This window comes from Halorubrum sp. SS7 (assembly GCF_005435055.1).
Lineage (GTDB): Archaea > Halobacteriota > Halobacteria > Halobacteriales > Haloferacaceae > Halorubrum > Halorubrum salinarum.
Map to the genome: position 1 here is coordinate 434519 of NZ_SGXV01000001.1, position 24430 is coordinate 458948.

Below are 24430 nucleotides of genomic sequence, written 5' to 3' on the forward strand. Positions count from 1 at the left end.
GGTTCTGCGCCCGGGCGCGGACGGCGTCGACGGCGTCGCGGCGGATCCGACGGCCGCCGTCTGACGCCTCGATCACCGTTTCGCCGTCGTCGGTCGCTGTGATCCCCCTCCGCGGACACGTCACGCAACGAGGGAACAATTTAAAAGTGTCCGGTCGGAACGGTGGGTATGCCCACTTTCGAGCTGAACCTCTCGGACGACGTGTACGCGGAGTTTCAGCAGCTGGCGGACGAGGAGTTCGTCTCCGAGGAGCAGGCCGCGGAGGACCTCATCGCGTCCGGTATCGAGGCGTACAACGTGAGCGTGGTCGACGAGGAGCCCCGCGACGAGATGCTCGACGGCGCCGAGAACAACATGTTCGACACCGCGGAGGACCCGGGCAGCATCGAGGACGATCGGCTGTAACGGGCGCGCTCTCCCCGCCGCCCTGGGACCCGCCGCGCTTTCTCCGCAGCGTCGCTCGCGCCGCCCAGCCCCGGCTCCGCGAGCGCGCTCAACGGCCGGCCCGCCTACCGCACCGACGAGTCCGCCGGAACGATTAAGAGACCGCCGTGAGAAATAGTAAGCAAAGAGTAATTTCAAATATTCCGACATTATTTTCCGGACGGAGCGGATAGCCGCGAGCGATGGATCCGAAAGAGGACGGAGTCTCCCTCCTCCAAGACCCGCAGTGGGACGATCGCTACGAGTCGGCACGGGACCGCGTCGAGGCCGCCTCGGACGACCGACTGCTCGACGTGTTCCACGTCGGGAGCACCGCCATCCCCGGCGTCCCGGGCAAGCCAGTGCTGGATGTCATGCCGATATACGCAGACGGCGACGGGATGCGCGCCGCCGCTGAGGGGCTCGCCGCCGCGGGGTTCGAGCGGGAGCACGACGCCGACGACACGGTCGTCGCGATCCGACGGGAGGCGGACGGCGTCGTCGCCGTCCGGATGCACACCGTCGAGGCGGACCAGTGGCGACCGATGCTGCTGTTCCGGGAGTACCTGACCGACCATCCGAGGGCGCGCGCGGAGTACGCCCGAGTCAAACGCGACGCCGCGGCGGAGCACGGCGGCGACATGGCGGCGTACACCGAGGCGAAGTTCGAGGTCGTCCGCTCCCTGACGCAAGCGGCCCGCGACGAGGGCTACGTGGAGCGACTCCCGACGTTCGAGTGATTCACGGCGCGACTCCGAACCGTTCAGTACCCCAGCCCCAGCAGCCGGTTCGCCGACAGCGTCGCCAGCCCCAGCGCCATCACGCCGGCGAGCAGTCCGAACGCGACGGGCCACCCCGCGGCGTCCGAGACGGCGCCGACGACGACGCTGCCGGAGGCGCCCGTCACCATGTAGGCGGTCCGGACGAGTCCGAAGCCGGCGCCCCGCTCGGCGTCGGACAGCAGGTCCATGAACCGCGACTGGATCGGCGCGCCCCACGACATCGCGAGGCCGACGAGGCCCACGGCCGGGACCGACACGAGGAGGCCCAGGTCGAGCGTCGCGGCCGCGACGAGCGTCCCGTAGCCGACGACGCCCGCGCCCATCGTCACCATCGCCGTGGCGTCGCGTCCGATCCGGTCGGACACCGAGCCGGTCACCGGCTGGGTGCCGCCGTGGACGAGAAAGTACACGGAGAACAGAAGCGCCGACAGCGCGCTCGACAGGCCAGTCCCGACCTCGAGGAACGTCGGGAGGAAGGAGGCGGTCGCCTGCCACGTGAACGCCCCCATCGTCGCGAGCGCCGTCGTGTAGAGGATTCGCGGCCGCGAGAGCAGTTCGGCGAGCGGGCCGACGGCGAACCGCTCGCCCATCGGCTGGTCCGGCCGCAGGGGTTCGGTCGGCCGGACCCGCCACGCGAACAGGACGAAGACGGGCACCGCGACCGCGGCGCCGAGGAGCACGCCGGCGCGCCAGCCGTACCGCGAGCCGACGAGCGCGGCGGCGGGCGGCGCGGCGAGCCCCGCGAGCGGGCCGCCGGCGACGTGGACGCCGATGGCGCGGCCGGTGTCGTCGAACTGCCGCGTGAGGAACGTCGTCGCGACGGAGTAGTGGAGCCCGGCGCCGACGCCGAGTGCGGCCGCGAACAGGCCGAATGCGAGCATCGAGGGCGACGCGGCGAGGAGGACGGAGGCGACCGCGGTGGCGCCGACCGCGGCGAGGATGACGCGGCGCTCGCCGTAGCGGTCGCCGAGGACGCCGGAGGGGAACTGCGCCAGCGCGTAGGTGAGCCACATCCCGCTCAAGGCGAGCCCGACGGTGCCGTTCGTCACGCCGAACCGGGCCGTGATCTCCGGGACGAGCGGGCTGACGACCAGCCGCGCCACCATCGTCCCGGTGAACGCGAGCGTACAGAGCGCGAGCGCCGTGTGTTCGTACCGCCAGTTCACGGTCGCCGTACCGGGTACGGGTCAAAGCGGCTTCCGATCGCGGTCAGACGGGCCGGGTGTCGCGCGGCGCCGACGGCGGTCCCGGGCGCCCCCCGGCGCCCCGCAGCGGTTCACTCGGCGACGAACTCGATCGGGTAGTCGGTGAGGTTCTCGTACCCGTCCTCGGTGACGACGATGAGGTCCTCGATCCGGACGCCGCCGACCGCGGGGTCGTAGAGCCCGGGCTCGACGGTGATGACGTGGCCCGGCTCCAGCTCCTCGCCGCCGCTCGCGAGCCGCGGCGACTCGTGGACGTCGAGGCCGATCCCGTGCCCGGTCGAGTGGATGAACCCGGTCTCCGTCTCGGGGTCCGTGCGGAACGTCGGCTCGCCCGCCTCCTCGTACACCTCGCAGGCGGCGGCGTGGACCTCCTCGCCCGTGGCGCCCGGCTCGACCGCGTCCAGCGCGGCCTCCAGCGCGCGCTCGGTGAGGTCGTACCACTCGCGGAGCGCGTCGCTCGGCTCGCCGACGCAGAACGTCCGCGTCATGTCGGCGTTGTACTTCGTCGCCTTCGAGCGCGGGAAGATGTCGACGATGATCGCCTCATTCGCGCGGAGGGGCCCGGAGCCGCGGTCGTGGGGGTCGGCGGCCTGCGCGCCCCCGGCCACGATCGTCTCGTCGAGCGCGCAGCCGTGGCGCAGCAGCGTCACCTCTATCTCCTCGGTCACGCGCTCGCTGGTGAGCGGCTCGCCGTCGCGGAGCAGGACGCCCGCCTCCGCGTCGTCGTCCTCGCCCGCCACGTCGGCGCCGGCGATCAGCTCCTCGGCGGCCCGCATCGCGGCCTCGTTCGCCTCCTGCGCGTCGCGGATCGCGTCTATCTCCTCGTCGGTCTTCACCGCGCGGACCGCCTGGAGCCGGTCGTCTGCGTCGACCGCGACCTCGATCCCGCGCTCGCGGAGGGCGTCCGCGGTGCCGACCGGGCCGCGCGGCGGCATCGAGACGGACTCGACGCCCTTGTCGCGGACGAACTCCGCGTACATGTCGTTGCGCTCCTCGCGGCCGCCGTACTCGTAGTCGTAGTCCGCGTGGCGTTCGACGGTGTCGGCCGCCGCCTCCGTCGTCGCGCGGCCGTACTCCAGCCCGCTGACGAGGACGTGGACCTCGCCGTCGGCGTACAGGGTGAGGAACGGGTCGGGGCCGGTGAACCCGGAGAGGTACAGCTGGTTGGCGTCCTCCTGCGAGGCGTCGAGGAGGTAGCCGTCGGTGTCGAGGTCCGCGAGGCGGTCGTCGAGCCGCGTTCGGTTCATACGCGTGCTGCTCGCGCGACGCCCAAAGCGGTTGTCCTCGCGGAACCGATCGCCGTCCCGCACGCGGCCCGTGAGAAAGCATATCCCGCTCGCTCGGGAAGGCCGGGTCGAGATGGCGACCGACGGCCGAACGACGGTCGGATCGCTAGCCTCGCTCCCGCCGGGGTGGCTCCGCGTCGCCGTCGCCTGCGGGGCCGGCGCGGCGCTGCTCGGACTGGGGATCACGCGGGTCGGACTCGCGGTCGCCGGCGTGTCGCCGGGTGACTCGGCGGTCGCTCGGTGGATGGTCGGGGGACCGATATCGGGGCTCGAAGGGTCGGTCTGGTTCCTCTTCGACGCCCATTGGATCCGGATGCGAACGGGGCCGGGGCTGTCGAACCTCGTCGTCTCCGGGCACCCGCTGATACAGTCGGACGCGGCGCTGTGGCCGCTCCGTTTCGTTCCGCTCTCCTTCGGTCTCGGCGCCGCCACCGCCGTCCGGTACCTCGGTATCGACGATCCGCTCACCGGCGCCGTGACCGGCGTGAGCGCGACGCTGGGGTACCTCCCGGCGATGCTCGCGCTGTGGTGGGTCTCTCGCGTGCCGCTCACTCGGCACGCGACCGACGGGACGGCACCGATCTCCGACGGCGACGGCATACCGGTGTCGGAGGCGGCCGGCGTCACCGCGGGCCCCGACCTCGCTCTGACCCTCGCGTTGGTGACCGGACTGGGCGTGACCCTCGGCTACCTCGCCGGCGCGGCCGCGACGGTCGCGACCGGGGAGTGACCGGCGGGCCGGCCGCCTCGATGAGCGCCCTCGGCTCGCGAAACGCCTATATACTAACTTCCGTTCTCGCGCCGTCGAGATCCCTCTCTGCGTGGGTCGGTCTCCTCCGTCGAGAATTCCGAATTGTACAGGGTTCTACACGCTGTTTTCGGCCGTGTCTCCGCGACGCCAGACACGCGAACATTTAAGTGCGTCGGTCACTTACCCGAAGGTGAGGAAAACACCGAGACCCGTCTCTCGGTTTCGTTGTTCCCTCCACGCACCAAACCAATGAGCGAGAACCTTCGAACGTACACGACCGAGACCGTCGACGACGAGAGCGAGACCGAGTCGACAACCGAAGACGAGGAGCTGCGGTGCCCCGAGTGCGGCGGGCAGTTAGCGACCGACACGGAACACGGCGAGACCGTCTGCGTCGACTGCGGGCTCGTCGTCGAGGAGGACGAGATCGACCGCGGGCCGGAGTGGCGCGCGTTCGACTCCAAGGAGAAGGACAACAAGTCGCGCGTCGGCGCCCCGACGACGAACATGATGCACGACAAGGGGCTCTCGACGAACATCGGCTGGCAGGACAAAGACGCCTACGGCAAGTCGCTGTCCAGCCGCCAGCGCGAGAAGATGCAGCGGCTGCGGACCTGGAACGAGCGGTTCCGCACCCGCGACTCCAAGGAGCGCAACCTCAAGCAGGCGCTCGGCGAGATCGACCGGATGGCGAGCGCGCTCGGGCTCCCGGACAACGTCCGCGAGACCGCGTCGGTCATCTACCGCCGCGCGCTCGACGAGGACCTCCTCCCAGGCCGCTCCATCGAGGGCGTCTCCACCGCCTCGCTGTACGCCGCCGCCCGGCAGGCGGGGACGCCGCGCAGCCTCGACGAGATCGCGGGCGTCTCCCGGGTCGAGAAGGACGAGATCGCCCGGACGTACCGCTACGTCGTTCGCGAGCTCAAGCTGGAGATCCAGCCCGCCGACCCCGAGAGCTACGTGCCCCGGTTCGCCTCCGACCTCGGCCTCTCCGACGAGGCCGAGCGCCGGGCCCGCAGCCTGCTCGACACGGCGAAGGAACAGGGGATCCACTCCGGGAAGTCGCCGGTCGGGCTCGCCGCGGCCGCCGTCTACGCCGCCTCGCTGCTCGTCAACGAGAAGGTGACCCAGAGCGAGGTCAGCGAGGTCGCGAACATCAGCGAGGTCACCATCCGGAACCGCTACCACGAGCTCCTCGAGGCCGAGGACTCGGTCGCACTGAACTGACGCTACCGCGCCGCGGCCGCTCGTCGCCGCGTTCGAAGGTCGCTCACGGATTCACCCGCTTTCTTCGCCGTCCCAGTACCCCACGTCGTCGCCGATCCGGTAGTACCCCGACAGCGACCGCTCGGCGTCGCCCCCGGGCGGCGCGCCGACGTACACGCCGAACTTCTCCGAGTCCGGGTACACGGTCACGTCGGGCTCGCGCATCGTCGAGACGACGAGGTAGCGGAGGACCTCGTCCCCGTCGTTGACGACCCGATGCGCGCCCGACTCGTCCGCGGTGAACGCGGCGTACTCGCCCGGCCGGAGCGGGTACGCCTCGCCGTCGAGCCGCAGCGTCCCCTCGCCCGCGAGGACGTACAGCGCCTCCTCGTTGGCCGCGTGGTAGTGATATGGCCACGAGCGCTCGCCGGGCGGCAGCTCGTAGAGGCTACAGCCGAGGTCGGCGCCGCCCGCCGCGGCGCCCAGCCGCTTCCGTCGCCACGCGGCGACGTCCGCGTCGGCCGTCGCCCACGACAGCTCGTCCGCGTTGATCGGTGGCATACCCCGCGATCACGCCGGACCCCCAAAGTCGTTCGCGTCGTCCGAGCGGAGCCGGCCTCCCGCCGGGAGCCGAAACCGCGAAGGCGACGCGCCGCCACCCGAGACCATGGAGACGACTCGCCACTTCACGGCGACGACCTACATCGTCAACGACGGGGCGACCGCCCTTCACGAGCACGAGCGGCTCGGGATCACGCTGCCGCCCGGCGGGCACGTCGACCGCGACGAACTCCCCCACGAGGCAGCGCGCCGCGAGGTCCGCGAGGAGACGGGGCTGACTCCCGAGCTGGTCGCGACGGAGTCGGCGATCACGGGCCCGAACACCCGGGGACTTCCGGAGCCGGCCCACCTCATGCTCCACGACATCAACGTCCACGAGGACGGGTCGGTGGGCCATCAGCACGTCGACCACCTCTACTACGCCCGCGTCGACTCGCGGGAGATCGCCCCCGACGGCGACGACGAGGTCGACCCGGCGCGCTGGCGCTGGTACACCGCCGCGGAGCTGGCGGCGAGCGACCTCCCGGACGACGTGGTCGAGCTCGGCCGCGAGGCGATCGCCGCCGTCGACGCCGACTGACCGGGCCGGGCATCGCGCCGAGACGTCGGGCCCGCCGTCGAGCGGTTCGGACCGCCGCGCGCGGCGTCAGACGGCCGTCTCACGCTCCGGAAGGTATTTGAGTCGGTGTTGGCGACGTAAACGCAAGGATGGACGCACAGCGACGGGAAGCGATCGCCGAGTGGGACGACCGCTCGTTCTCCGACGGGTTCGCGGGGCTCCGGCGGATCGTCGACGACGGGTTCTCGGGGGCGGCGACCGACGGGACCGGGTGGCTGTTCCTCGTCGACGGGCGCGTCGTCGGCGTCGTCGACGCGACGCTCGACGCCTTCGCCGACGCCTCCGGGACCGTCTACCGGGCCCCGGACGACGCGCTCCCCGTGCTCTTCGCCATGCAGGAGCTCGGCGGCGAGCCGCGGGCGAAGTACTACACCAAGGACACGCCGCTGGACGAGGCCGACCGCAAGCTCTCGCAGGGGGGATTCACCGGGTACATCGAGCTCTCGGAGAACGTCCTCTCCGGCGACTACTACGTCGCCTACACCGGCGGCGAGTCGATGGCGGCGGCGTACGTCGGCAACGCCCGGCGGCTGGAGACGGGCGACGACGCGTTCGACCTCGCCGCCGACGAGGTCGGGATCTACACGGTCTACGAGGTCGACCTCGACGTCCGGCCGCTCCCGGACGGCGACGACGCGGGCGATTCCGGCGCGGCCGCCGAGTCGACCGCGGCCGCCGGATCCGACCCGGCGAGCGACGCAGCGAGCGACGAGGCCGACGAACCGAGCGACGGGCCGGCGGCCCCTGGGACCGCTCCCGAGGCCGGGGCCGACGAGCCCGCCGACGGGCGCGAAACCCCCGGCGAGCCCGGCGACGACGCCGGGCGGGAAGACGGGCCGTCCCCGGCGGACCGCTCGGACGAACCGGCCGGCGTCGACGTGCGGACCGCGGAGAGCGACCGCGACGACGCGGACCCGAGCGACGGCACCGACGAGACGGACGGGCCGGCGTCCGACGCCGTCCGGATCGGCGACGCCGACTCGGACGGTCGCGACGCCCCGGACTCCGAGGACGTGTTCTCGGAGGAGGCCGAGTGGCGGGAACAGAAGTCGATCCCGGCGCTCGACCCCTCCGAGGCGGGCGGCGAGCCGCGATCGGGTGGAGAGCGGCGCGGGGCGTCGGCGCAGCGCTCCCGCTCTGCTGACGACCGCGCCCGGACCGGGCGGAGCGGGTCGGACGCGAACGGCGGCTCGCCCTCGCCGCGCGCCACCGAGACGCCGTCGTCGACGCCGTCGGCGGTGTCGAAGCGCGAGGCGGCGACCGACGCCGACCCCGATCGGGTGCGGAAGCTCGAGGCGGCCTTGGAGGAGACCGAGGAGGAGCGGCAGTCGCTCGCCGACGAGCGCGACCGGCTGGCGGCCGAGCGCGACGAGATACAGTCGGAGCGCGACGAGCTGGCCGAGGCGGTCGACCGGCTCGAATCCGAGGTCGAAGACCTCCGAGAGGAGCGTGACCGACTCCGCGACGAGTTGTCGAACGCTAGGGAGCGGCTCCCGGACGCGGAGCGGACGCTCACGCCGGGCGAGGCGCGCAACGGGACCAACCTGTTCATCAGGTACGACTCGAAGGAGGGCGCGACGCTCGCCGACGCCCACGAGGGCGCCGCCGACCGGGACGCGCTCCGCGAGAACCTCCGGGTCGAACACCACACGAGCTTCGAGACCGACGGCCTCGCGGTCGACGGCCGACCGTTCGAGGAGTTCCTCGAGGACACCATCGAGTACGGGTTCACCCGCTGGCTCGTCGAGGACCTCCCGTTCGAGGTCCGCGGAACCGGCAACGAGGGGACGCTCCGGGACCTCTACGACGCGCTCCCCGAGATCGACCGCGCCGAGATCGGCGGAACGGTGTCGATCGCGATCCGGGAGGGCGGCGAGGAGACCCGCGAGCAGCGGGCGTTCGACCTCGTGTTGCGCGACCGGATGGGCCACCCGCTGTTCGTCGCGGACCTGAACGACAGCCGGGACCCCACCGCGGAGGGGACGCTGGAGTCGCTCGTCGAGAACGGGCGCGACATCGCGGCGTCGAACGAGACGTTCGCGGGGGCGTTCGCGGTGACGGAGAGCTTCTTCGAGCCGGGAGCCTTAGAGACCGCGAGCGACGCGGTCGGCGGGGGCCTGTTCAGCCGGTCGAAGCGCGCGAGCTTCGTGAAGCTCTCGCGCAAGCAGGGGTACCACCTGTGTCTCGTGGAGGCGCGCGACGGCGGGTTCCACATGACGGTCCCCGACCTGTAATCGCGGGGACCCTGTCTGGCTAGTTCGCGGAGAACGGAAACGCGGCAGTTGCGTCGGCGGGCGAAATCGAAGGTCCGATCAGTTCTCGAGTTCGGCGGCGTCGTCGATCCGCATGGAGCCGAGCTTGTCGACCGTCTCGTCGAGCTTCTCGTCGAGCTCGTCGACGAACTCGTGGGTGCGCTCCGTGGTGATGGCGCCCTGACTGGACGGCTCGATGAGGTTCTCCTCCTCGAGGACGCGCAGCGAGTACCGGACCTTGTGGTGCGGGTAGCCTGTCTCGTTCGACATCTTCACGATGCCGATCGGCTCGTTCTCGATGACCATCCGCAGGACCTGGAGGTGACGTTCCAGCATGTCTACCTCCTTCTCTAGTCGATCTATCATGGCACATGTTAACTCGTCATGCCCCCGTTTAAAAGTTGCTGTCGGCGGCCGGGGACGCCCGCTCAGATCGCACGCTTTCACGTGGGAGTAGTTAACGTGTTCGATCGCGGCGCGGCTGCGGAGGACACGCACGGTCCGGGCGCGAACGACGACCCCGATCGCGGACGGAGCGGGAAGTGAATACACGAACGAGCGCATTCGATCTGACGAAGGGATTTTTCGATCCACGACCGTGGTGGTCTCGCGGTCGCAGACCGTAATCTGTTTTACCCCCCGAGGGGAATCGGCAGGTCGTATGACACTCACCATCGTCGGCTCCCAGCTCGGCGACGAGGGCAAGGGCGCCCTCGTCGACCGGTGGGGAGGGGACGCGGACGTCGTAGTCCGTTATCAGGGCGGCGACAACGCCGGCCACACCGTCGTCGAAGGCGGCGCGGAGTACAAGCTCTCCTTGGTTCCCAGCGGCGCGGTCCGGGGAACGGTCGGAGTCTTGGGCAACGGCTGCGTCGTCAACCCGCGCACGCTGTTCACCGAGATCGACGACCTGCGCGAGCGGGGGCTCGACCCGGACGTGCGCGTCGCTCGCCGGGCGCACGTCATCATGCCGTACCACCGCGTGCTCGACGGCATCGAGGAGGAGGTGAAGGCCGACGACGACGCCGGCGACGAGGTCGGCACGACCGGGCGCGGCATCGGCCCGACCTACGAGGACAAGGCCGGCCGGCGCGGGATCCGGGTCGCGGACCTGCTCGACCCCGACGCGCTCCGACAGAAACTCGACTACGTCGTGCCGCAGAAGCGCGCGCTCGTCGAGGACGTGTACGGGCTCGACCTCGACGACGACGACCGCGCCGAGGCCTTCGACGTCGACGCGCTCCACGAGGAGTTCGCCGCGATCGGCGAGCGCCTCGCCGACGAGGGGATGACCGTCAACTGCTCCGACTACCTCCACCGCCGCCGCGAGGCGGGCGACGCGATCGTCTTCGAGGGCGCGCAGGGGACCCACATCGACGTGGACCACGGGAACTACCCCTTCGTCACCTCCTCGAACCCGACCGCCGGCGCCGCCGCGGTCGGCTCCGGCGTGGGCGTCACGACGGTGGGCGACGGCGAGGTCGTCGGCATCGTCAAGGCGTACCTCTCGCGCGTCGGCGAGGGCCCGCTGCCGACCGAGCTCGACGGCGACGCCGACGAGGAGGCCCTCGCCGACGAGATCAGGGAGAAGGGCGGCGAGTTCGGCACCGTTACCGGCCGCCCGCGCCGGATCGGCTGGCTCGACCTCCCGATGCTCCGCCACTCGGCGCGCGTCTCCGGGTTCACCGGCGTCGCCGTCAACCACGTCGACGTGCTCGCCGGGCTCGACGAGCTGAAGGTCTGTACGGGCTACGAGATCGACGGCGAGGAGACCGACACCGTGCCGACCACCACCGACCGGTGGGAGCGGTGCGAGCCGATCTACGAGACGCTCGACACGTGGGAGGAGTTCGACTCGGCCGCGGTCGCCGAGGCGGGCTACGACGCCCTCCCCGAGGCGGCCCGCGAGTACCTGGAGTTCGTCGCCGACGAGATCGACACCCCGATCTACGCCGTCGGCGTCGGGCCGGACCGCGAGGAGACGGTCGAGCTGACGAACCCGTTCGACGAGTAGCCCGGCCGCCGTCTCCGTCGGCCCGCGCCGAAGCCGTTTTCAGTTCCCCGACGCCCAGTCGTCGGTATGTCGCAGCCCTCCAGCGGTCCCGCCGCCCCCGACCCGCCGGACACGCTCGTCGAACGCGTCGCCTCGCGGCTCCCCCGGCTGCTCCCGCTCGCGCTGGTTCCGCTCGCGACGGCGCTGTTGCGCGCTCGGGACATCGTCGCGACGGGGCGGACGAACGGATTCTCCCTGCGCGCGTCGTTCCCCGTGTACCGGTACGACCTCTGGAGCTTCGTCGACGCGCCCCGCGGCGGCGGGGTGACGGTGTCGCTCCCGTTCGGCTCGCTCGACCCGCTGCCGCTCCTCGTGCCCGTGCTCGGCGCGTACGTCGTCGTCTCCGGCGCGCTCAGCGCGGGCTACTTCGGGAGCGTCGCGGCCGCGATCACGACCGACCGGTACGACTTCGCCGCGGCCGTCCGCCGGTTCGGCGTCCGGTTCGTCCTCCTCGAAGCGCTCGTCGTCGCCGCGCTCGGCGCCCTCTTCCTGCCGCTGCTCCTCTTCCCGCCGCTGTTCGTGGCCGCCGTCCTCGCCGCGCTCGTCGTCTCGTACCTGTACTTCCCGACCGTCTACGTCCTCGTGCTGGAGGACCGAGGGGTCGCGTCGGCGGCGCGGCGAGCCCGGACGCTCGTCGACGACCACCGGCCGCTCGGGTTCTTCCTCGCCGTCGCGGTCGTCACGGCCGTCTGTTCGGTCCCAGTGAGCCTCCTCGCGCACGCCGGGCCGGGCGGCGCGGTCGCGGCCGCGGTCGTCGCCGCGCCGCTCGGGCTCGCGTTCAACGTCGCGACCGCGCTGAAGGTCGCCGAGATGGCCGGGATCGAGACGGCCGAGTGAGCGACGGGGTCGGGCCTCTGCGCTTACTGCGGGTCGACGGCGTCGAGCGCGGCCCGGTCCTCGTCGGTGAGCGTCAGGTCCGCGGCCCCGAGGTTCGATTCGAGGTGCTCGACGCTCGACGTGCCCGGGATCGGCAGCGTCGCGTCGGAGTGGTCGAGCAGCCACGCGAGCGAAACCTGCTGCGGGGTCGCGTCCCGGCGCTCGGCGACCTCGGCGAGCACGTCGCCGGCCTCGTCGTCGTCGACCGCGTACATCGGGCCCCACGGGATGAACCCGACGCCGTGGTCCTCGCAGGCGGCCAGCACGTCCTCGTCGTCGCGGTGCCCGACGTTGTAGCGGTTCTGGACGGTGGCGACGTCGACGATGTCCATCGCGGTCTCCAGCTGCTCGACGGTGACGTTCGAGAGGCCGACGTGCGCGACCTGCCCGGCGTCTTTCATCTCCGCGAACGCGTGGACCGAGTCCTCGAAGTCGGTGTCGGGGTCCGGACGGTGGTACTGGTAGAGGTCGATCGTGTCGGTGCCGAGCCGGTCGAGGCTACACAGCACCTGATTCTTCAGGAAGTCCGGGTCGCCGTGGGGGAGCCACTCGCCCTCGCGGTTGCGGAGCAGCCCGGCCTTCGAGGCGACGACCACGTCGTCGGGGTCGCCGAGCGCCTCGCCGATCAGCCGCTCGGAGACGCCCGGCCCGTAGGAGTCGGCAGTGTCGACGAAGTCGACGCCGCGGTCGACCGCCCGCCGGAGCACGTCCTTCGCCGCCTCCTCGTCGTCGGGGCGCCCGATGATGTCCTCGCCGGAGATCCGCATCGCGCCGAAGCCGAGCCGGTTGACCGTGAGCTCGCCGCCGATGTCGAACGTCTCGCTCCTGCCGGTGGTGTCTGAAGCCATGGGCGGCGGTTCGCGTGCCATTCGGAAAGCGGTGAGGGTGCCGGAAGCGGACGCGCCGTGACGGCGTCGGGCGCCGCCCCGGGGCTCGCCCGTGTTGCGTCCGTCGCTACTCATAAACCGCCCCCGCGCGATCGTCGGGTATGGACGCCGAGCGCGAGGTACTCGACGTGTTGGCGCGGAACGCCCGCGAGGACATCGACGACATCGCGGCCCAGACGGGCCTCGACGCGGCGGCGGTAGCGGACGCGATCGACGCGCTGGAGGCGGACAACGTCGTCCACGGCTATCAGGCCGTGGTCGACTGGGACCGCGTCGAGGAGAGGAAGATCCGCGCCGTCGTCGAGATCAACGTCGAGCTCGACCGCGAGACGGGGTACGAGCAGGTGGCCGACCGGATCGCGAAGTTCCCCGCGGTCGACGCCTTACACCTCGTCTCCGGCGACTACGACTTCGCCGTCGAGGTGCTCGGCGAGACGATGCAGGACGTCTCCGAGTTCATCTCGGAGCAGGTCGCGCCGATGCCGGAGGTCACCCAGACGGTGACCCACTACATCATGGAGACGTACAAGGACGGGGGGATCCGGTTCGAGGACGGCGACGACGACGACCGCCTCTCCGTGTCGCCATGAGGCTGTCGGACCGCGCGCGCACCCTCCCGGAGTCGGGGATCCGAAAGTTCTTCGAGCTCGCGGAGGCGCGCGACGACGTCATCTCGCTGGGGGTCGGCGAGCCGGACTTCTCGGCGCCGTGGGCCGCCCGCACCGCCGCGATCGACTCGCTGGAACGGGGCAAGACCTCCTACACCGCGAACCGCGGGATGGCCGCGCTCCGCGAGCGGATCGCCGCGCACCACGAGCGCTACGACCAGTCGTACGAGCCCGAGTCGGAGGTGCTCGTCACGACCGGCGCGAGCGAGGCGGTCGACCTGGCCTTCCGGGCGCTGGTCGACCCCGGCGACACCGTCGCGGTCCACGAGCCGACGTACATCTCCTACGGCCCGGGGATCGAGCTGGCCGGCGGCGAGCGGCTGACGGTCCCGACGCGCGCCGCGGACGACTTCGCGCTCACCCGGGAGTCGCTGGCGGCCGCGGGCGCCGCCGAGGCCGACCTGCTCGTGCTCTGTTACCCGAACAACCCGACGGGCGCGACGATGACCGACGAACAGCTCGCCGAGGTCGCGGCGTTCTGTCGGGACGAGGACCTCCGCGTCGTCGCCGACGAGATATACGCCGCGCTCACCTACGGCACCGACCACGCCTCGATCGCCACGCAGCCGGGGATGCGCGAGCGCACCGTCGTCGTCAACGGGTTCTCGAAGGCGTACGCGATGACGGGACTCCGGCTCGGGTACGCGCTCGGTCCCGCGGAGGCGATCGACGCGATGAACCGGATCCACCAGTACACGATGCTCTCGGCGCCGACGACGCCGCAGTACGCCGCGATCGAGGCCTTGGACCGCTGCGACGACGAGGTGACGGGGATGGTCGAGGAGTACAACCGCCGGCGGCGGCTGGTCGTCTCGCGGTTCAACGAGATGGGGCTGGACACGTTCGAACCGGGCGGCGCCTTCTACGCGTTCCCCGAGTGCGGCGGCGACGACGAGGCCTTCGCCGAGGAGCTGCTCGACGCCCAGGGGGTCGCCGTCGTCCCGGGGTCCGTCTTCGGCGAGGGTGGAGAGGGGCACCTGCGCGTCTCGTACGCGACCTCGATGCGCGAGCTGAAGGAGGCGACGGACCGGATCGCCGCGTTCGTCAAGGACCGATGACCGGGGTCCTCCGAGAGCGATGATCGACCGGATCTGGCACGGCTGGACGGCGCGGGCGGACGCGGACGAGTACGAGCGGCTGCTCCGCGAGGAGATCCTACCCGGCTTCGCCGACGCGGACAACGACGGCTACCGCGACGCGCGCGTGCTCCGCCGCGAGGGCGACGGCGACGAGGTCGAGTTCGTCACGGTTCTCCGGTTCGACTCGATCGAGTCGGTGAAGCGGTTCGCCGGCGAGGAGTTCCGGGAGGCGCACGTCCCGCCGGCGGCCCGCGAGGTCCTCGCGCGCTGGGACGACCGCGCCCGCCACTACGAGGTGCGCGAGGAGCGCGAGTACTGAGCCGTCCCCCGCCGCCGCACCGCGAGCCGCGTAAACGAACAACTCCTCGCGGATTGTTCCACGTTCGCCAACGATTATCACGCTCGATCCTGATGGACCGCGTATGGAGTTCCAGCTAACCGACGAGCAGAAGCAACTGCGCGAGGAGGTCCGGAAGTTCGCCGACGAGGAGATCCGACCGGTCGCGACCGAGTACGACGTCGAGGAGTCGTACCCGCACGATATCATGGACAAGGCGGCGGACATGGGGCTGCTCGCGCCGCACGTCCCGGTCGAGTACGGCGGAATCGGCTACTCGTCGCTGGAGAACGCCATCCTCACCGAGGAACTGTTCGCGGCCGACCCCGGCATCGGGCTCTGTATCTCCAGCGCCGGCTTCGGCGCGGAGGCGCTCATGGAGTTCGGCACGGAGGAACAGAAGGAGCGCGTCCTCCCCGAGGTGACCGCGGGCGACGCGGTAATGGGGTCGGCCATCTCGGAGCCGCAGGCGGGGTCGGACGTGACGAGCGTCGCCACCCGTGCGGAGAAGGACGGCGACGAGTGGGTGATCAACGGCTCGAAGATGTGGATCACGAACGGCACGGTCGCGGACTACTTCGTCGTCGTCTGCGAGACGGACCCGGACATCGACGACCGCTACTCGGGCTACTCGCAGATCCTCGTCGAGGGCGACCGCGACGGGCTCACCCGCGACAAGATCACCGGCAAGCTCGGGATCCGCGCGAGCGACACCGCCGAGCTGCGCTTCGACGACGTGCGCGTCCCCGAGGAGAACCTCATCGGCCAGCGCGGGATGGGCTTTTTACAGCTCATGCAGTTCTTCGACGAGACCCGCACCGCGGTCGCCGCGCAGGGCGTCGGCATCGCCCGCGGCGCCGCCGAGCGGGCGCTGGAGTACGCCGAGGAGCGCGAGCAGTTCGGGCGCTCCATCTCCGACTTCCAGGCGATCAAACACAAGCTCGCGGAGATGCACACCAACACCGAGGCCGCGCGCTGGCTCACCTACCGCTCGGCGTGGGCGGTCGACAACGAGGCCGGCGACCTCACCGCGCTCGCGTCGATGGCCAAGGAGTTCGCCTCGCGGACCGCGGTCGAGGTCGCCGACGAGGCGGTCCAGGTCCACGGCGGCGCCGGCTTCGTCAACGACCACGACGTCGAGCGGCTCTACCGCGACGCGAAGATCACCCAGATCTACGAGGGCACCACCGAGATCCAGAAGAACATCGTCGCCCGCGAGCTGCTCGACGAGGGGATGTAACCCATCGTTGGAGGGTCCCCCTCCGGATCGGTATATAAAAGCGACGAGGGTCCGTAGCGTCCGGTATGAGCGAAGAGGCGAACGCCGACGTGGACGGCGACGGGGCGGTCGAGGCCCCCCGCGATCAGGACCCCGAGGAGCGGCTCAAGCGCCAGCGCGACGACTTACAGCTGCTGAACCAGGTGATGCGACACGACATCCGTAACGACCTCCAGCTCGTCGGAGCGTACGCCGAGCTGCTCGACGACCACGTCGACGAGGAGGGGGAGAAGTACCTGGACGTGATCAAGCGGAACACACAGAGCGCCGTGTCGCTCACGACGACGGTCCGGGACCTCGCGGAGGTGATGCTCCGCGAGGACGTCGAGCCGAGTCGCATCGCGCTCGACCGCGTCCTCTCACAGCAGGTCGAGGAGGTCCGGTCGGGGTACTCGGAGGCCGTCTTCACCGTCGAGGGGTCGTTCCCCGAGGTCGCGGTCGTCGGCGACGAGATGCTGAGCTCCGTGTTCCGAAATCTCCTGCGGAACGCGGTCCAACACAACGACAAGACGCCGCCGAAGGTGAGGGTGTCCGCGTCCGTCGACGAGGCCGCGGGCGTCGCCGAGGTCCGGGTCGCCGACAACGGGCCGGGCGTCCCCGAGGACCAGCGCGACGAGATATTCGGGAAGGGAGAGAAGGGGCTCGACAGCCCGGGCGCGGGGATCGGGCTGTACCTCGTGCGCTCGCTCGTCGAGATCTACGACGGCGACGTGTGGGTCGAGGACAACGACCCGGAGGGCGCCGTCTTCGTCGTCAGGCTCCCGCTGTGTGAGCCCTGATAGGGCGACGCGGAGCTATCAGCGGGTCTCGCCTCCTCTCGCCCGACTACTCCTCGTCGTACTCCATCGCGACCGAGTTGATACAGAAGCGCTTCCCGGTCGGCTCCGGACCGTCGTCGAACACGTGTCCGAGGTGGGAGTCGCAGTTCGCGCACCGGACCTCGGTGCGGCGCATCCCGTGGCTGGTGTCTATCGTCGTCGTCACGGAGTCCTCCTCGGCGGCGTAGAAGGCCGGCCACCCGCAGCCGGACTCGTACTTCGTCTCCGCCTCGAAGAGGACGGTGCCGCAGGCCCGACAGCGGTACTCCCCGTCGTCGGGGTGGTGGTCGACGTACTCGCCGGAGAACTTCGCCTCCGTGCCGCTCTCGCGGAGCACGCGGTACTCCTCCTCGGAGAGTCGCTCGCGCCACTCCTCGTCGGTCAGCTCGCTCGGGTCGCGCTCGTCGGTCTCGCTCATACCACCGGTACGGACCCCACGGGCAAGGGGGTTGCGGCGGTCACAAGCCGTATTCGGGTGGGAGCCGAATCGCGACCATGGCGCGCGAAGTCACGCACGAGGAGCGGGGCCCGGAGATTCTCGACGACGACGACAAGGGCGACGACGGCCTCATCTACGTCTGTCGGTGCGGCCTGTCGGACTCGAAACCGCTCTGTGACGGGTCGCACAAGGCGACGGCAGACGAGGAAGACGGGGTCGTCTACAAGTACGCGAACGACGATTCGGACGGCGAGCGGCGCGCGATCGACGAGATCGGGTACGAGGACGAGTAGCGGGAGCCGCCGTCCGCGGTCGGGCCGGTGGTCGCGCCTACAGCACGCCCATCTCGCCGAGTCGCTCGGGGAGGTAGGTGTCCGTGACGAAGTCGAGCCCGCGGCTCGCGAGCGACTGCTGCTCGGACTTCTTACCGATGTCGAGCTGGAGCTCGATCTGCTCCTCCCAGTAGTCCGTCTGGAAGCGCGGGTCCTCCAGCTCCGATTCGAGGGCGTTAACGTCCGAGTCCGAGAGCGGGTCCGAGGGGAGGTCGTACTCGACGATGTCCTCGGGCTGGATCCCGATGAACCGCGCCTCCGGCGTCGCGAGGTACTTCGAGAGGTGCGCGGACTTGATCGAGCCGTACGCGACGGAGCCGTAGATCCGGTACGACCACGGGTCGCCGTCGGTGAACACCACCACCGGGAGGTCGAGCTCGTCGTGGAAGCGCTTCGTCAGCCGCCGGGTCGCGCGCGCCGGCTGCCCGCCGAGGTGGACGACGAGGGCGTCGTGTTCCTCGTCGAACCCGTTTTCGACGAGCCGGTCGCGCATGCCGCCGGTCTCCACGCAGAGGACGAACTCGGCGTCGTTGTCGAGGAACTCGATGGTGTCCGGGTTGTTGGGGATCTGGTAGCCGCCCTGCCCCACGTCGAGCTGGCAGTGGATCTCGCGGTCGCCGCGGTTGGTCTGTTCGCGGATCTCCAGCGGGCCCATCACCTTCGCGCCCGACTCCTCCGGGCGCATGTGGAAGTCCTCGCGGGTGACGCCCGTGACGATCTCTAAGTCCTCCACGAGGTCGTTCGACTCGTCCTGCGAGGAGAACTGCGCCTCGTCGTTGTCCCACGACTCGGAGAGGTAGTACAGCTCACGCAGCGTCGACGAGCGGTCGTCGTCGAGCTGGTTCGCGAGGAACTCGATGGTGTAGGCGGCCTTCAACAGCTTGCGCGCCCCCCGCACCGAGTTGGCGCTGCGCGTCGAGGTGCGGTCGCCGTAGGTCCAGACGCCGCTCTCCTCGTCGTACTCGATGTTGCTCTTCGTCCGCGTGGGGAGCGTCATCTCCGGGATCGACCCCGCCGCGAACTGGTCGTAGAAGTCCGCCGCCAGGTCGATCAGCTCGTCTCGTGCGTCGCTTTCTGTCGTCATTTAGGCGTTCACCGTCAGTTTCTCCGTCTCCACGCCGCCGACGCTGACCTCGAACTCCGCGTCGCCGTCGACCGCGTACGTCAGTTCCCGCTCGTCGCCCGAGGGCACCTCGGGCTTCCACTGAACGAACCACTCGCCGTCCATGTCCACCACCGTCCCGTCCGAGAGGTCGGTCGGCTCGGTCGAGACGATGTCCGTGATCTCCAGCTGCTCGTTCACGTCGGAGTGGTTCTCGACGACGAGCGTCACCGTCTCGCCGTTCACCTCGCGCTCGACGCTCACGTTGTTCATGATCCGCGCCAAGGCGCCGTCGATGTCGGGGCGCGGTCGGCCCGTGACCTCCGAGACCTTGTCGGCCATCTCGGGGAGGATCCGACCCAGCACGTCCTGTTTCTCCCGGCGCTGTTGCATCGAGCGCCGCTTGCTGAGGTACGACTTCAGCTCGCGGGCGGCCTCCCGCACCGCGAGCTCTATCTCGTCTTCGATCTCCGGGACGTTCGCGAGCGCGTCCTTCGACTCGCTCGTGAACGGCACGTTGGTGGAGGCGACGTGAATGCTGATGACGGCCGGTCCGTTCGGCATCCCGGAACCGCCGGGCTGGTCGAGCCCGTAGTTCCGCCACCCGATCCCCTTTATCACGTCCGTCGTCGCGCAGGCGCCGCGCTGGTAGACGAGCGGGACGCGGTTCGCGAACCGGAGCAGGTCGACCGACCCCTCTGACGGGATCGACCCGCCGTAGGCGATGCCGGCCTCGACGATGAACGGGTCCCCGCCGTGGACGTCGGCGTCGCGGGTCGCGGCCGCGTAGAAGTCGGCGTCGTACTCCTTGCGGAGCCCGGCCTCGACCAGCTCCGCCGTGATCGGCGCGAGGCAGTCGGTCGGGGGCGCGAGGATGTCCGTGGTCCGCATCGCTTCGAGCAGGTCGGCGGCGGCGTCGCGGTCGCCCGCGATCGCCTTCACCTTCGGCGGGTCGTCCGGCACCGTCCGCGCCCGCGACCAGAACGCCTCGACCACGTTCTCGCGCGCGGTCTCGCCGAACGTCGCGTCGCGCTGCTCGGCGACGAACGACGCCGCGTCCGCGACGAGCCGTTCGAGGTCGTCGCGGGTGATCCGGAACGCGTCGCCGTCGACGTTCTCGAACCGGCGCGCGAGCGCCTCGGCCATCGCTTGGACCGCCGCGTCGTCCTTCCGCGTCGACGTCGCCTCGTCGACGAGCGCGTACACGTCGGGGACGAGCGGCGACTCCGCGTCGCCGTCGTCGCCGTCCGACCCGCCCTCGTCCGCGTCGTCGCCGAGTCCGGTGACCGCTCGCCACGCGGCGTTGACCGCGTTCTCGCGGACGGTTCCGCCGAACGTCTTGCCCGTGTCGTCGGCGACTGTCTCGGCGGTGTTGTCGACGATCTCGGCGACCTCGGACCGTGCGACCCGGTCGTTGTTCCCCACCGTCTCGGCGACGCCCTCGGCGAAGGCGGTCGTCGCCGCCTCGCCCTTGTTCGCGACGGCCTCCGAGACCGCGGCCGCCACGTCGCGGTCGTCGTGGGCGCGCGGCGGCGACCAGGCGAGCTCGCGGCCGTAGTACACGTCGCGGAAGTTACCGATCACGCTGTCGGCGGTCTTCTTGCCGACCCGGGTGAACTCCTCCTGGAGGAACCCGGAGACGGAGTACGACTCGGTCGCCTCCAGCATCTTGATCAGCGTCCCGAGCTCGACGCCGTGCGGATGGGGACGGATCTCGTTCGTCTCCGCCGGCAGCTCGTCGGTCGCGCGCTCGAACTTCATCGGCTCGTCGAGCCCCGGCTCGCGGAGTTCGAGCCGCGCGTGCGGGTTGACGACCGCGGTGTGTTTCACGTAGTCGTGGAGCTGCTGTCGGGCGCGCATGTTCGCCTCCATCTCCAGCTCGATCCGGGTGCCGTGCGGGCGGTCCCACGTCGTCTCCTCGTCGGCCTGGATCTCCGGCTCGTTCGTGTCGGTGTCGATGATGAGCTCGAAGTACTGCGCCCGCGACTGGCCCTTCGGGCGCGAGGTGATCTTCGCCGGCTGGCCGGAGGTCAGCTGCGAGTAGAGCACGGCCGCCGAGATGCCGATCCCCTGCTGTCCGCGCGACTGCTCGCGTGCGTGGAACCGGCTGCCGTACAGGAGCTTCCCGAACACCTTCGGGAGCTGTTCCTTCGTGATCCCCGGCCCGTTGTCCTCGATGACGAGCCGGTAGTAGTCGCCCACCTCCTCTATCTCGATGTAGATGTCGGGGAGGACGCCGGCCTCCTCGGTCGCGTCGAGGGCGTTGTCGACCGCCTCCTTGACGGCGGTGACGAGCCCGCGGGCGCCCGAGTCGAACCCGAGCATGTGTTTGTTCTTCTCGAAGAACTCGGCGATGGAGATCTCGCGCTGGCCCTCGGCCAGCTCCTCCGCGATCCCCTCCTCGTCGCCGATCGTCGACTGGAAGGACGTCATTCGGTATCCCTCCCTTCCCCCGAGGCACCTAAAAACGCACCGGCGGCGCGGTGAAAGTGGAGTCCGGCGTCAGACGCCGTCTCGTCCGGGCGTGTGGGTCGCTCTATCAGGGCGTCTCACCGCGCTACGGGACGGCTTCGTGGAGCCGGTTCGCCCGCCGACAGGTTTCTCACTGCGACGCCCCATTCCCGATCCATGACGGATTGGACGGCCGACGAGATGCCGCGACTGGACGGGAAGACGGTGGTCGTCACCGGCGCGAACAGCGGGCTCGGCTACGCGGGCACCCGGGAGTTCGCCGCGAAGGGCGCGACCGTCGTGATGGCGTGTCGGAGCGTCGAGCGCGCCGAGGACGCGGCCGACGAGATCCGGTCCGAGGTCCGGGGAAGCCCCGACGGCGACCTCGACGTCCGGGAGTGCGACCTCGCCTCGCTCGACTCGGTGAAGGCGTTCGCCGAGGGGCTGGCGGACGACTACGGCGCCGTCGACGTCCTCTGTAACAACGCCGGCGTGATGGCCATCCCGCGAAGCGAGACGGAGGACGGGTTCGAGACGCAGTTCGGCGTCAACCACCTCGGCCACTTCGCGCTCACGGGGCGGCTGTTCGACCTCCTCGCCGCCGCCGAGGGGGTCGGCGGCGACGCGCGCGTCGTCACCCAGTCGTCGGGCGCCCACGAGCAGGGCGAGATGGACTTCTCCGACCTCAACTGGGAGCGCTCCTACGGGAAGTGGCAGGCATATGGGCGCAGCAAGCTCGCGAACCTGCTGTTCGCCTACGAGCTCCAGCGCCGCCTCGACGCGGCCGACGACGAGGGGGACGGCCCGGGGATCCGCAGCGTGGCCTGCCACCCGGGATACACGGACACGAACCTCCAGATGCGCACCGCCGAGGAGAGCGGGAATCCCCTGATGAAGGTCGGGATGAAGGCCGCGAACGCGGTGCTGGGCCAGGACGCCGACATCGGCGTCGAGCCGATGCTGTACGCGGCGACGACCGACGTCGACGGCGGCGCCTACGTCGAGCCCGGCGGGCTGATGAACATGCGCGGGCACCCGACCGTGGGGCGCTCGAACGACGCCTCCTACGACCGCGACGACGCCCGGGAGCTCTGGGCGTACTCGACCGACGCGACCGGCGTCGAGTACCCGGTGTAGGCAGTCGCCGCGCCTCGTGTCGCCGGCGGCCGTCCCCGCGCGCCGCTCAGTGGAGCGTCCCCTCCCGGACGTGCGCGTCGTGCGCGAACAGCGCGTACCCCACGTCGACCGCGCGGTGCCCGGTCTCGGCGGCGATGTCGCGGATGGGCTCGATCATCGTCACGTAATCGGCGGCGTCGAACGACTCCTTCCGGCCCTCGAGGTAGCCGAGCCGCTCTAAGGACGCCCAGACGCGCGTGTCGACGACGGCGTGCCGGTCGCCGTCGAGCGCGGCCAGCACGCACGAGGCGGTCGGCGCCTTGAACCCGGCGAGGCCGGTGATCAGGTGGATCGTCGAGAAGTCCCCGTCCACCGCGCGGGCGTTCCGCGTCACCTCGCGGCACCGGGACTCGGGGTTCTTCTCGACGTGATAGGCGCTCCGAGTCGAGGACTCGTAGGCGATCTCGTAGAGCTGCTCGCGCGTGAGGTGTCCCTGTGACCGGTACGCCTCCCCGAACTCCGCCAAGCGCTCCGGGAGGACGCCCTGCGTCTCGGCGTAGCGGTCGAGGTTCTCGGCGACGAACGCGTCGAGCTCGGCGGGCTCCATGGCCGGGATTTCAGGCCCGGCGACCAAAACGGCGGCGCCGTCGCTCGCGGCGGTAATATACGGGGAACGCGTTTCGAGAGCTGTCCGAGTTCGTCGGTAGCGGATGCCGCGACCGAGCTACAGCCGAGTGAGGTTCGTCGCGCGCGGACCCTTGTCCGCCTCCTCGATCTCGAACTCTACCTCCTGTCCCTCCTCGAGGTCCGGGCCGCCGACGTCTTCCATGTGGAAGAACACGTCCTCGTCAGCGTCGTCAGTCTCGATGAATCCGTAGCCGCCGGTGTCGTTGAAGAAGTCGACCTTGCCTGTCGCCATCGCGTCTTAACTGTCTCCCGACGTGGTGATAAGTGTTGTGTGCTGCGGCGGACCGCCGTCACACGCGCTGTGGCGCGCGTATTCGGCCCATACGAAGATCTCCGCCGCTCGATCGGCGGCGTTCGAGCGGCGAGGCCCCCGCGCTCTCACTCGCGGACCGCGACCTCGTCCCCGACGCGGATCGTCTCCCCGCGGTCGCGTTCCGGGATCCGCGCGATGGTCATTAGCGAGTAGTAGTGGTCGAACGCGTCCGCGTCGGCCCACTCGGGGAACGTCGCCTCGCGGCGCCGCACGAACCGCTCGCGGAACTCTGGGGTCGGCTCGCCGGTGTCGGGGTCGCGTTCGGGGACGACGCACCGCCCGCACGGCGTCGCGCCCTCGACGCGGACGCCGGCTATCTCGAACGCTGGGGCCCCCTCGCCGACAAATCGGTCCTCCCAGAACGCCGGGACGCCCGAGACCTCCACGTTCGCCCGGAGCCGGCGACGCGCGCTCTCGACGGTCATCCCGTCGAACCACGACGCGACCGCCTCCAGCGTCGCGGTGCTGACGACCGACGGGCCCATGTCCCGGCGATCGACGTACCCGAGCGACTCGTCCCGCCGGAGCCGGAGGTCGGCGTCGAAGAAGTCGCCGAACCACGCGGCCGCGCGGGCCGGTTCCCCCTCCAGGTCGAACCGCCGAACGGTCCCGTCGGGCGTTTCGACCCGCAGTGCGCCCGACTCGGGGTCGAAGTCGGTCGCGAGGTCGTGGACCCGGTCGGTCCGCTTCCCGTTGACGACGTCGCCGTCGGCGTCGAACAGCGCGAACTCGCGGTCGCGTTCCAGCGTCCCGCCGTCGAGGACCCGTGCCGCCTCGACGTCGACCCCGTCTAACCCCTTCACCGGAAACACCGTGAGTCGCTCCACGCGAGCCATACCTCGGGGAGGGGGCGCCGCGTCCAATAGCCTTCGGTCGACCGCGGTCTCGAAGTCTCGCTCCCCCGCGGA

Annotated in this window: 26 protein-coding genes; 15 read left to right on the forward strand and 11 right to left on the reverse strand. The window is 70.5% G+C overall.

Annotated elements, in window-relative coordinates:
- Positions 1-168: 168 nt before the first annotated feature.
- Positions 169-405 carry a hypothetical protein gene (locus tag EXE44_RS02215; protein WP_053771204.1) on the forward strand — a complete coding sequence of 79 codons (237 nt, stop codon included), beginning with the start codon at positions 169-171 and terminating at the stop codon, positions 403-405.
- Positions 406-626: 221 nt separating this feature from the next.
- Positions 627-1163 (forward strand): GrpB family protein, encoded by a 537-nt coding sequence (locus tag EXE44_RS02220; RefSeq protein WP_137715776.1) that lies wholly within the window; start codon positions 627-629, stop codon positions 1161-1163.
- A gap of 23 nt (positions 1164-1186) precedes the next feature.
- Here the strand turns inward: EXE44_RS02220 and EXE44_RS02225 are convergent, their stop codons facing one another.
- Both EXE44_RS02225 and EXE44_RS02230 read right to left on the reverse strand, forming a co-directional pair.
- Positions 1187-2371 carry an MFS transporter gene (locus tag EXE44_RS02225; RefSeq protein ID WP_137715777.1) on the reverse strand — a complete coding sequence of 395 codons (1185 nt, stop codon included), beginning with the start codon at positions 2369-2371 and terminating at the stop codon, positions 1187-1189.
- A 110-nt stretch (positions 2372-2481) separates the two neighbouring features.
- Positions 2482-3657 carry a Xaa-Pro peptidase family protein gene (locus tag EXE44_RS02230; protein WP_137715778.1) on the reverse strand — a complete coding sequence of 392 codons (1176 nt, stop codon included), beginning with the start codon at positions 3655-3657 and terminating at the stop codon, positions 2482-2484.
- Between the two features lie 112 nt (positions 3658-3769).
- On the opposite strand from EXE44_RS02230, the gene EXE44_RS02235 reads away from it, so the two are divergent.
- Complete coding sequence (locus EXE44_RS02235) at positions 3770-4426, forward strand: hypothetical protein (RefSeq protein ID WP_137715779.1); 657 nt, start codon at positions 3770-3772, stop codon at positions 4424-4426.
- Positions 4427-4696: 270 nt separating this feature from the next.
- Positions 4697-5674, forward strand: coding sequence for a transcription initiation factor IIB family protein (locus EXE44_RS02240; protein WP_137715780.1), 978 nt, complete (start codon positions 4697-4699; stop codon positions 5672-5674).
- 51 nt (positions 5675-5725) lie between these two features.
- Here the strand turns inward: EXE44_RS02240 and EXE44_RS02245 are convergent, their stop codons facing one another.
- On the reverse strand, positions 5726-6214 hold the full coding sequence (locus EXE44_RS02245) for a cupin domain-containing protein (protein WP_137715781.1): 489 nt from the start codon (positions 6212-6214) through the stop codon (positions 5726-5728).
- Between the two features lie 106 nt (positions 6215-6320).
- On the opposite strand from EXE44_RS02245, the gene EXE44_RS02250 reads away from it, so the two are divergent.
- Together EXE44_RS02250 and EXE44_RS02255 are read left to right on the forward strand one after the other, a co-directional pair.
- The gene (locus tag EXE44_RS02250) at positions 6321-6794 is read left to right on the forward strand and encodes an NUDIX hydrolase (RefSeq protein WP_137715782.1); all 474 of its coding nucleotides are present in this window, start codon (positions 6321-6323) and stop codon (positions 6792-6794) included.
- A gap of 128 nt (positions 6795-6922) precedes the next feature.
- The gene (locus EXE44_RS02255) at positions 6923-9067 is read left to right on the forward strand and encodes a hypothetical protein (RefSeq protein ID WP_137715783.1); all 2145 of its coding nucleotides are present in this window, start codon (positions 6923-6925) and stop codon (positions 9065-9067) included.
- A gap of 78 nt (positions 9068-9145) precedes the next feature.
- On the opposite strand, the gene EXE44_RS02260 is transcribed toward EXE44_RS02255, so the two are convergent.
- A complete protein-coding gene (locus EXE44_RS02260; protein ID WP_004045854.1) occupies positions 9146-9451 on the reverse strand; it encodes a hypothetical protein in 306 nt (101 codons plus the stop codon).
- A 295-nt stretch (positions 9452-9746) separates the two neighbouring features.
- On the opposite strand from EXE44_RS02260, the gene EXE44_RS02265 reads away from it, so the two are divergent.
- A complete protein-coding gene (locus tag EXE44_RS02265; RefSeq protein WP_137715784.1) occupies positions 9747-11099 on the forward strand; it encodes an adenylosuccinate synthase in 1353 nt (450 codons plus the stop codon).
- 66 nt (positions 11100-11165) lie between these two features.
- A complete protein-coding gene (locus EXE44_RS02270; protein ID WP_137715785.1) occupies positions 11166-11975 on the forward strand; it encodes a hypothetical protein in 810 nt (269 codons plus the stop codon).
- A 23-nt stretch (positions 11976-11998) separates the two neighbouring features.
- On the opposite strand, the gene EXE44_RS02275 is transcribed toward EXE44_RS02270, so the two are convergent.
- A complete protein-coding gene (locus EXE44_RS02275) occupies positions 11999-12862 on the reverse strand; it encodes an aldo/keto reductase (protein ID WP_137715786.1) in 864 nt (287 codons plus the stop codon).
- Positions 12863-13002: 140 nt separating this feature from the next.
- Between EXE44_RS02275 and EXE44_RS02280 the strand changes: the two genes are divergently transcribed.
- From EXE44_RS02280 to EXE44_RS02300, 5 genes are all read left to right on the forward strand, one after another.
- Positions 13003-13491: an Lrp/AsnC family transcriptional regulator gene (locus EXE44_RS02280; RefSeq protein ID WP_137715787.1), complete on the forward strand. Its 489-nt coding sequence runs from the start codon at positions 13003-13005 to the stop codon at positions 13489-13491.
- Positions 13488-14627 (forward strand): pyridoxal phosphate-dependent aminotransferase, encoded by a 1140-nt coding sequence (locus EXE44_RS02285; RefSeq protein ID WP_137715788.1) that lies wholly within the window; start codon positions 13488-13490, stop codon positions 14625-14627. The genes EXE44_RS02280 and EXE44_RS02285 overlap by 4 nt, the downstream gene beginning before the upstream one ends.
- Before the next feature lie 19 nt (positions 14628-14646).
- A complete protein-coding gene (locus EXE44_RS02290; protein ID WP_137715789.1) occupies positions 14647-14967 on the forward strand; it encodes an antibiotic biosynthesis monooxygenase in 321 nt (106 codons plus the stop codon).
- Between the two features lie 103 nt (positions 14968-15070).
- Positions 15071-16225: an acyl-CoA dehydrogenase family protein gene (locus EXE44_RS02295; RefSeq protein ID WP_137715790.1), complete on the forward strand. Its 1155-nt coding sequence runs from the start codon at positions 15071-15073 to the stop codon at positions 16223-16225.
- Between the two features lie 65 nt (positions 16226-16290).
- On the forward strand, positions 16291-17043 hold the full coding sequence (locus EXE44_RS02300; RefSeq protein ID WP_137715791.1) for a sensor histidine kinase KdpD: 753 nt from the start codon (positions 16291-16293) through the stop codon (positions 17041-17043).
- Between the two features lie 46 nt (positions 17044-17089).
- Here the strand turns inward: EXE44_RS02300 and msrB are convergent, their stop codons facing one another.
- The gene (msrB, locus tag EXE44_RS02305; protein ID WP_137715792.1) at positions 17090-17500 is read right to left on the reverse strand and encodes a peptide-methionine (R)-S-oxide reductase MsrB; all 411 of its coding nucleotides are present in this window, start codon (positions 17498-17500) and stop codon (positions 17090-17092) included.
- Positions 17501-17577: 77 nt separating this feature from the next.
- Between msrB and EXE44_RS02310 the strand changes: the two genes are divergently transcribed.
- Positions 17578-17814, forward strand: coding sequence for a CDGSH iron-sulfur domain-containing protein (locus EXE44_RS02310; protein WP_137715793.1), 237 nt, complete (start codon positions 17578-17580; stop codon positions 17812-17814).
- Between the two features lie 37 nt (positions 17815-17851).
- Here EXE44_RS02310 and EXE44_RS02315 read toward each other — a convergent pair whose 3' ends face one another.
- Complete coding sequence (locus EXE44_RS02315; RefSeq protein ID WP_137715794.1) at positions 17852-18937, reverse strand: DNA topoisomerase IV subunit A; 1086 nt, start codon at positions 18935-18937, stop codon at positions 17852-17854.
- A complete protein-coding gene (locus EXE44_RS02320; RefSeq protein ID WP_137715795.1) occupies positions 18938-21388 on the reverse strand; it encodes a DNA topoisomerase VI subunit B in 2451 nt (816 codons plus the stop codon).
- Between the two features lie 195 nt (positions 21389-21583).
- Between EXE44_RS02320 and EXE44_RS02325 the strand changes: the two genes are divergently transcribed.
- Positions 21584-22543: an oxidoreductase gene (locus EXE44_RS02325; RefSeq protein ID WP_137715796.1), complete on the forward strand. Its 960-nt coding sequence runs from the start codon at positions 21584-21586 to the stop codon at positions 22541-22543.
- A gap of 46 nt (positions 22544-22589) precedes the next feature.
- Here EXE44_RS02325 and EXE44_RS02330 read toward each other — a convergent pair whose 3' ends face one another.
- The 3 genes from EXE44_RS02330 to EXE44_RS02340 form a co-directional block, all read right to left on the reverse strand.
- Positions 22590-23129 carry a hypothetical protein gene (locus EXE44_RS02330; RefSeq protein ID WP_121562360.1) on the reverse strand — a complete coding sequence of 180 codons (540 nt, stop codon included), beginning with the start codon at positions 23127-23129 and terminating at the stop codon, positions 22590-22592.
- Positions 23130-23246: 117 nt separating this feature from the next.
- The gene (locus tag EXE44_RS02335; protein ID WP_004045866.1) at positions 23247-23441 is read right to left on the reverse strand and encodes a cold-shock protein; all 195 of its coding nucleotides are present in this window, start codon (positions 23439-23441) and stop codon (positions 23247-23249) included.
- Positions 23442-23587: 146 nt separating this feature from the next.
- Entirely contained in the window at positions 23588-24358 is a 771-nt protein-coding gene (locus EXE44_RS02340) for an MOSC domain-containing protein (protein WP_137715797.1), read from the reverse strand.
- Positions 24359-24430 lie beyond the last annotated feature (72 nt).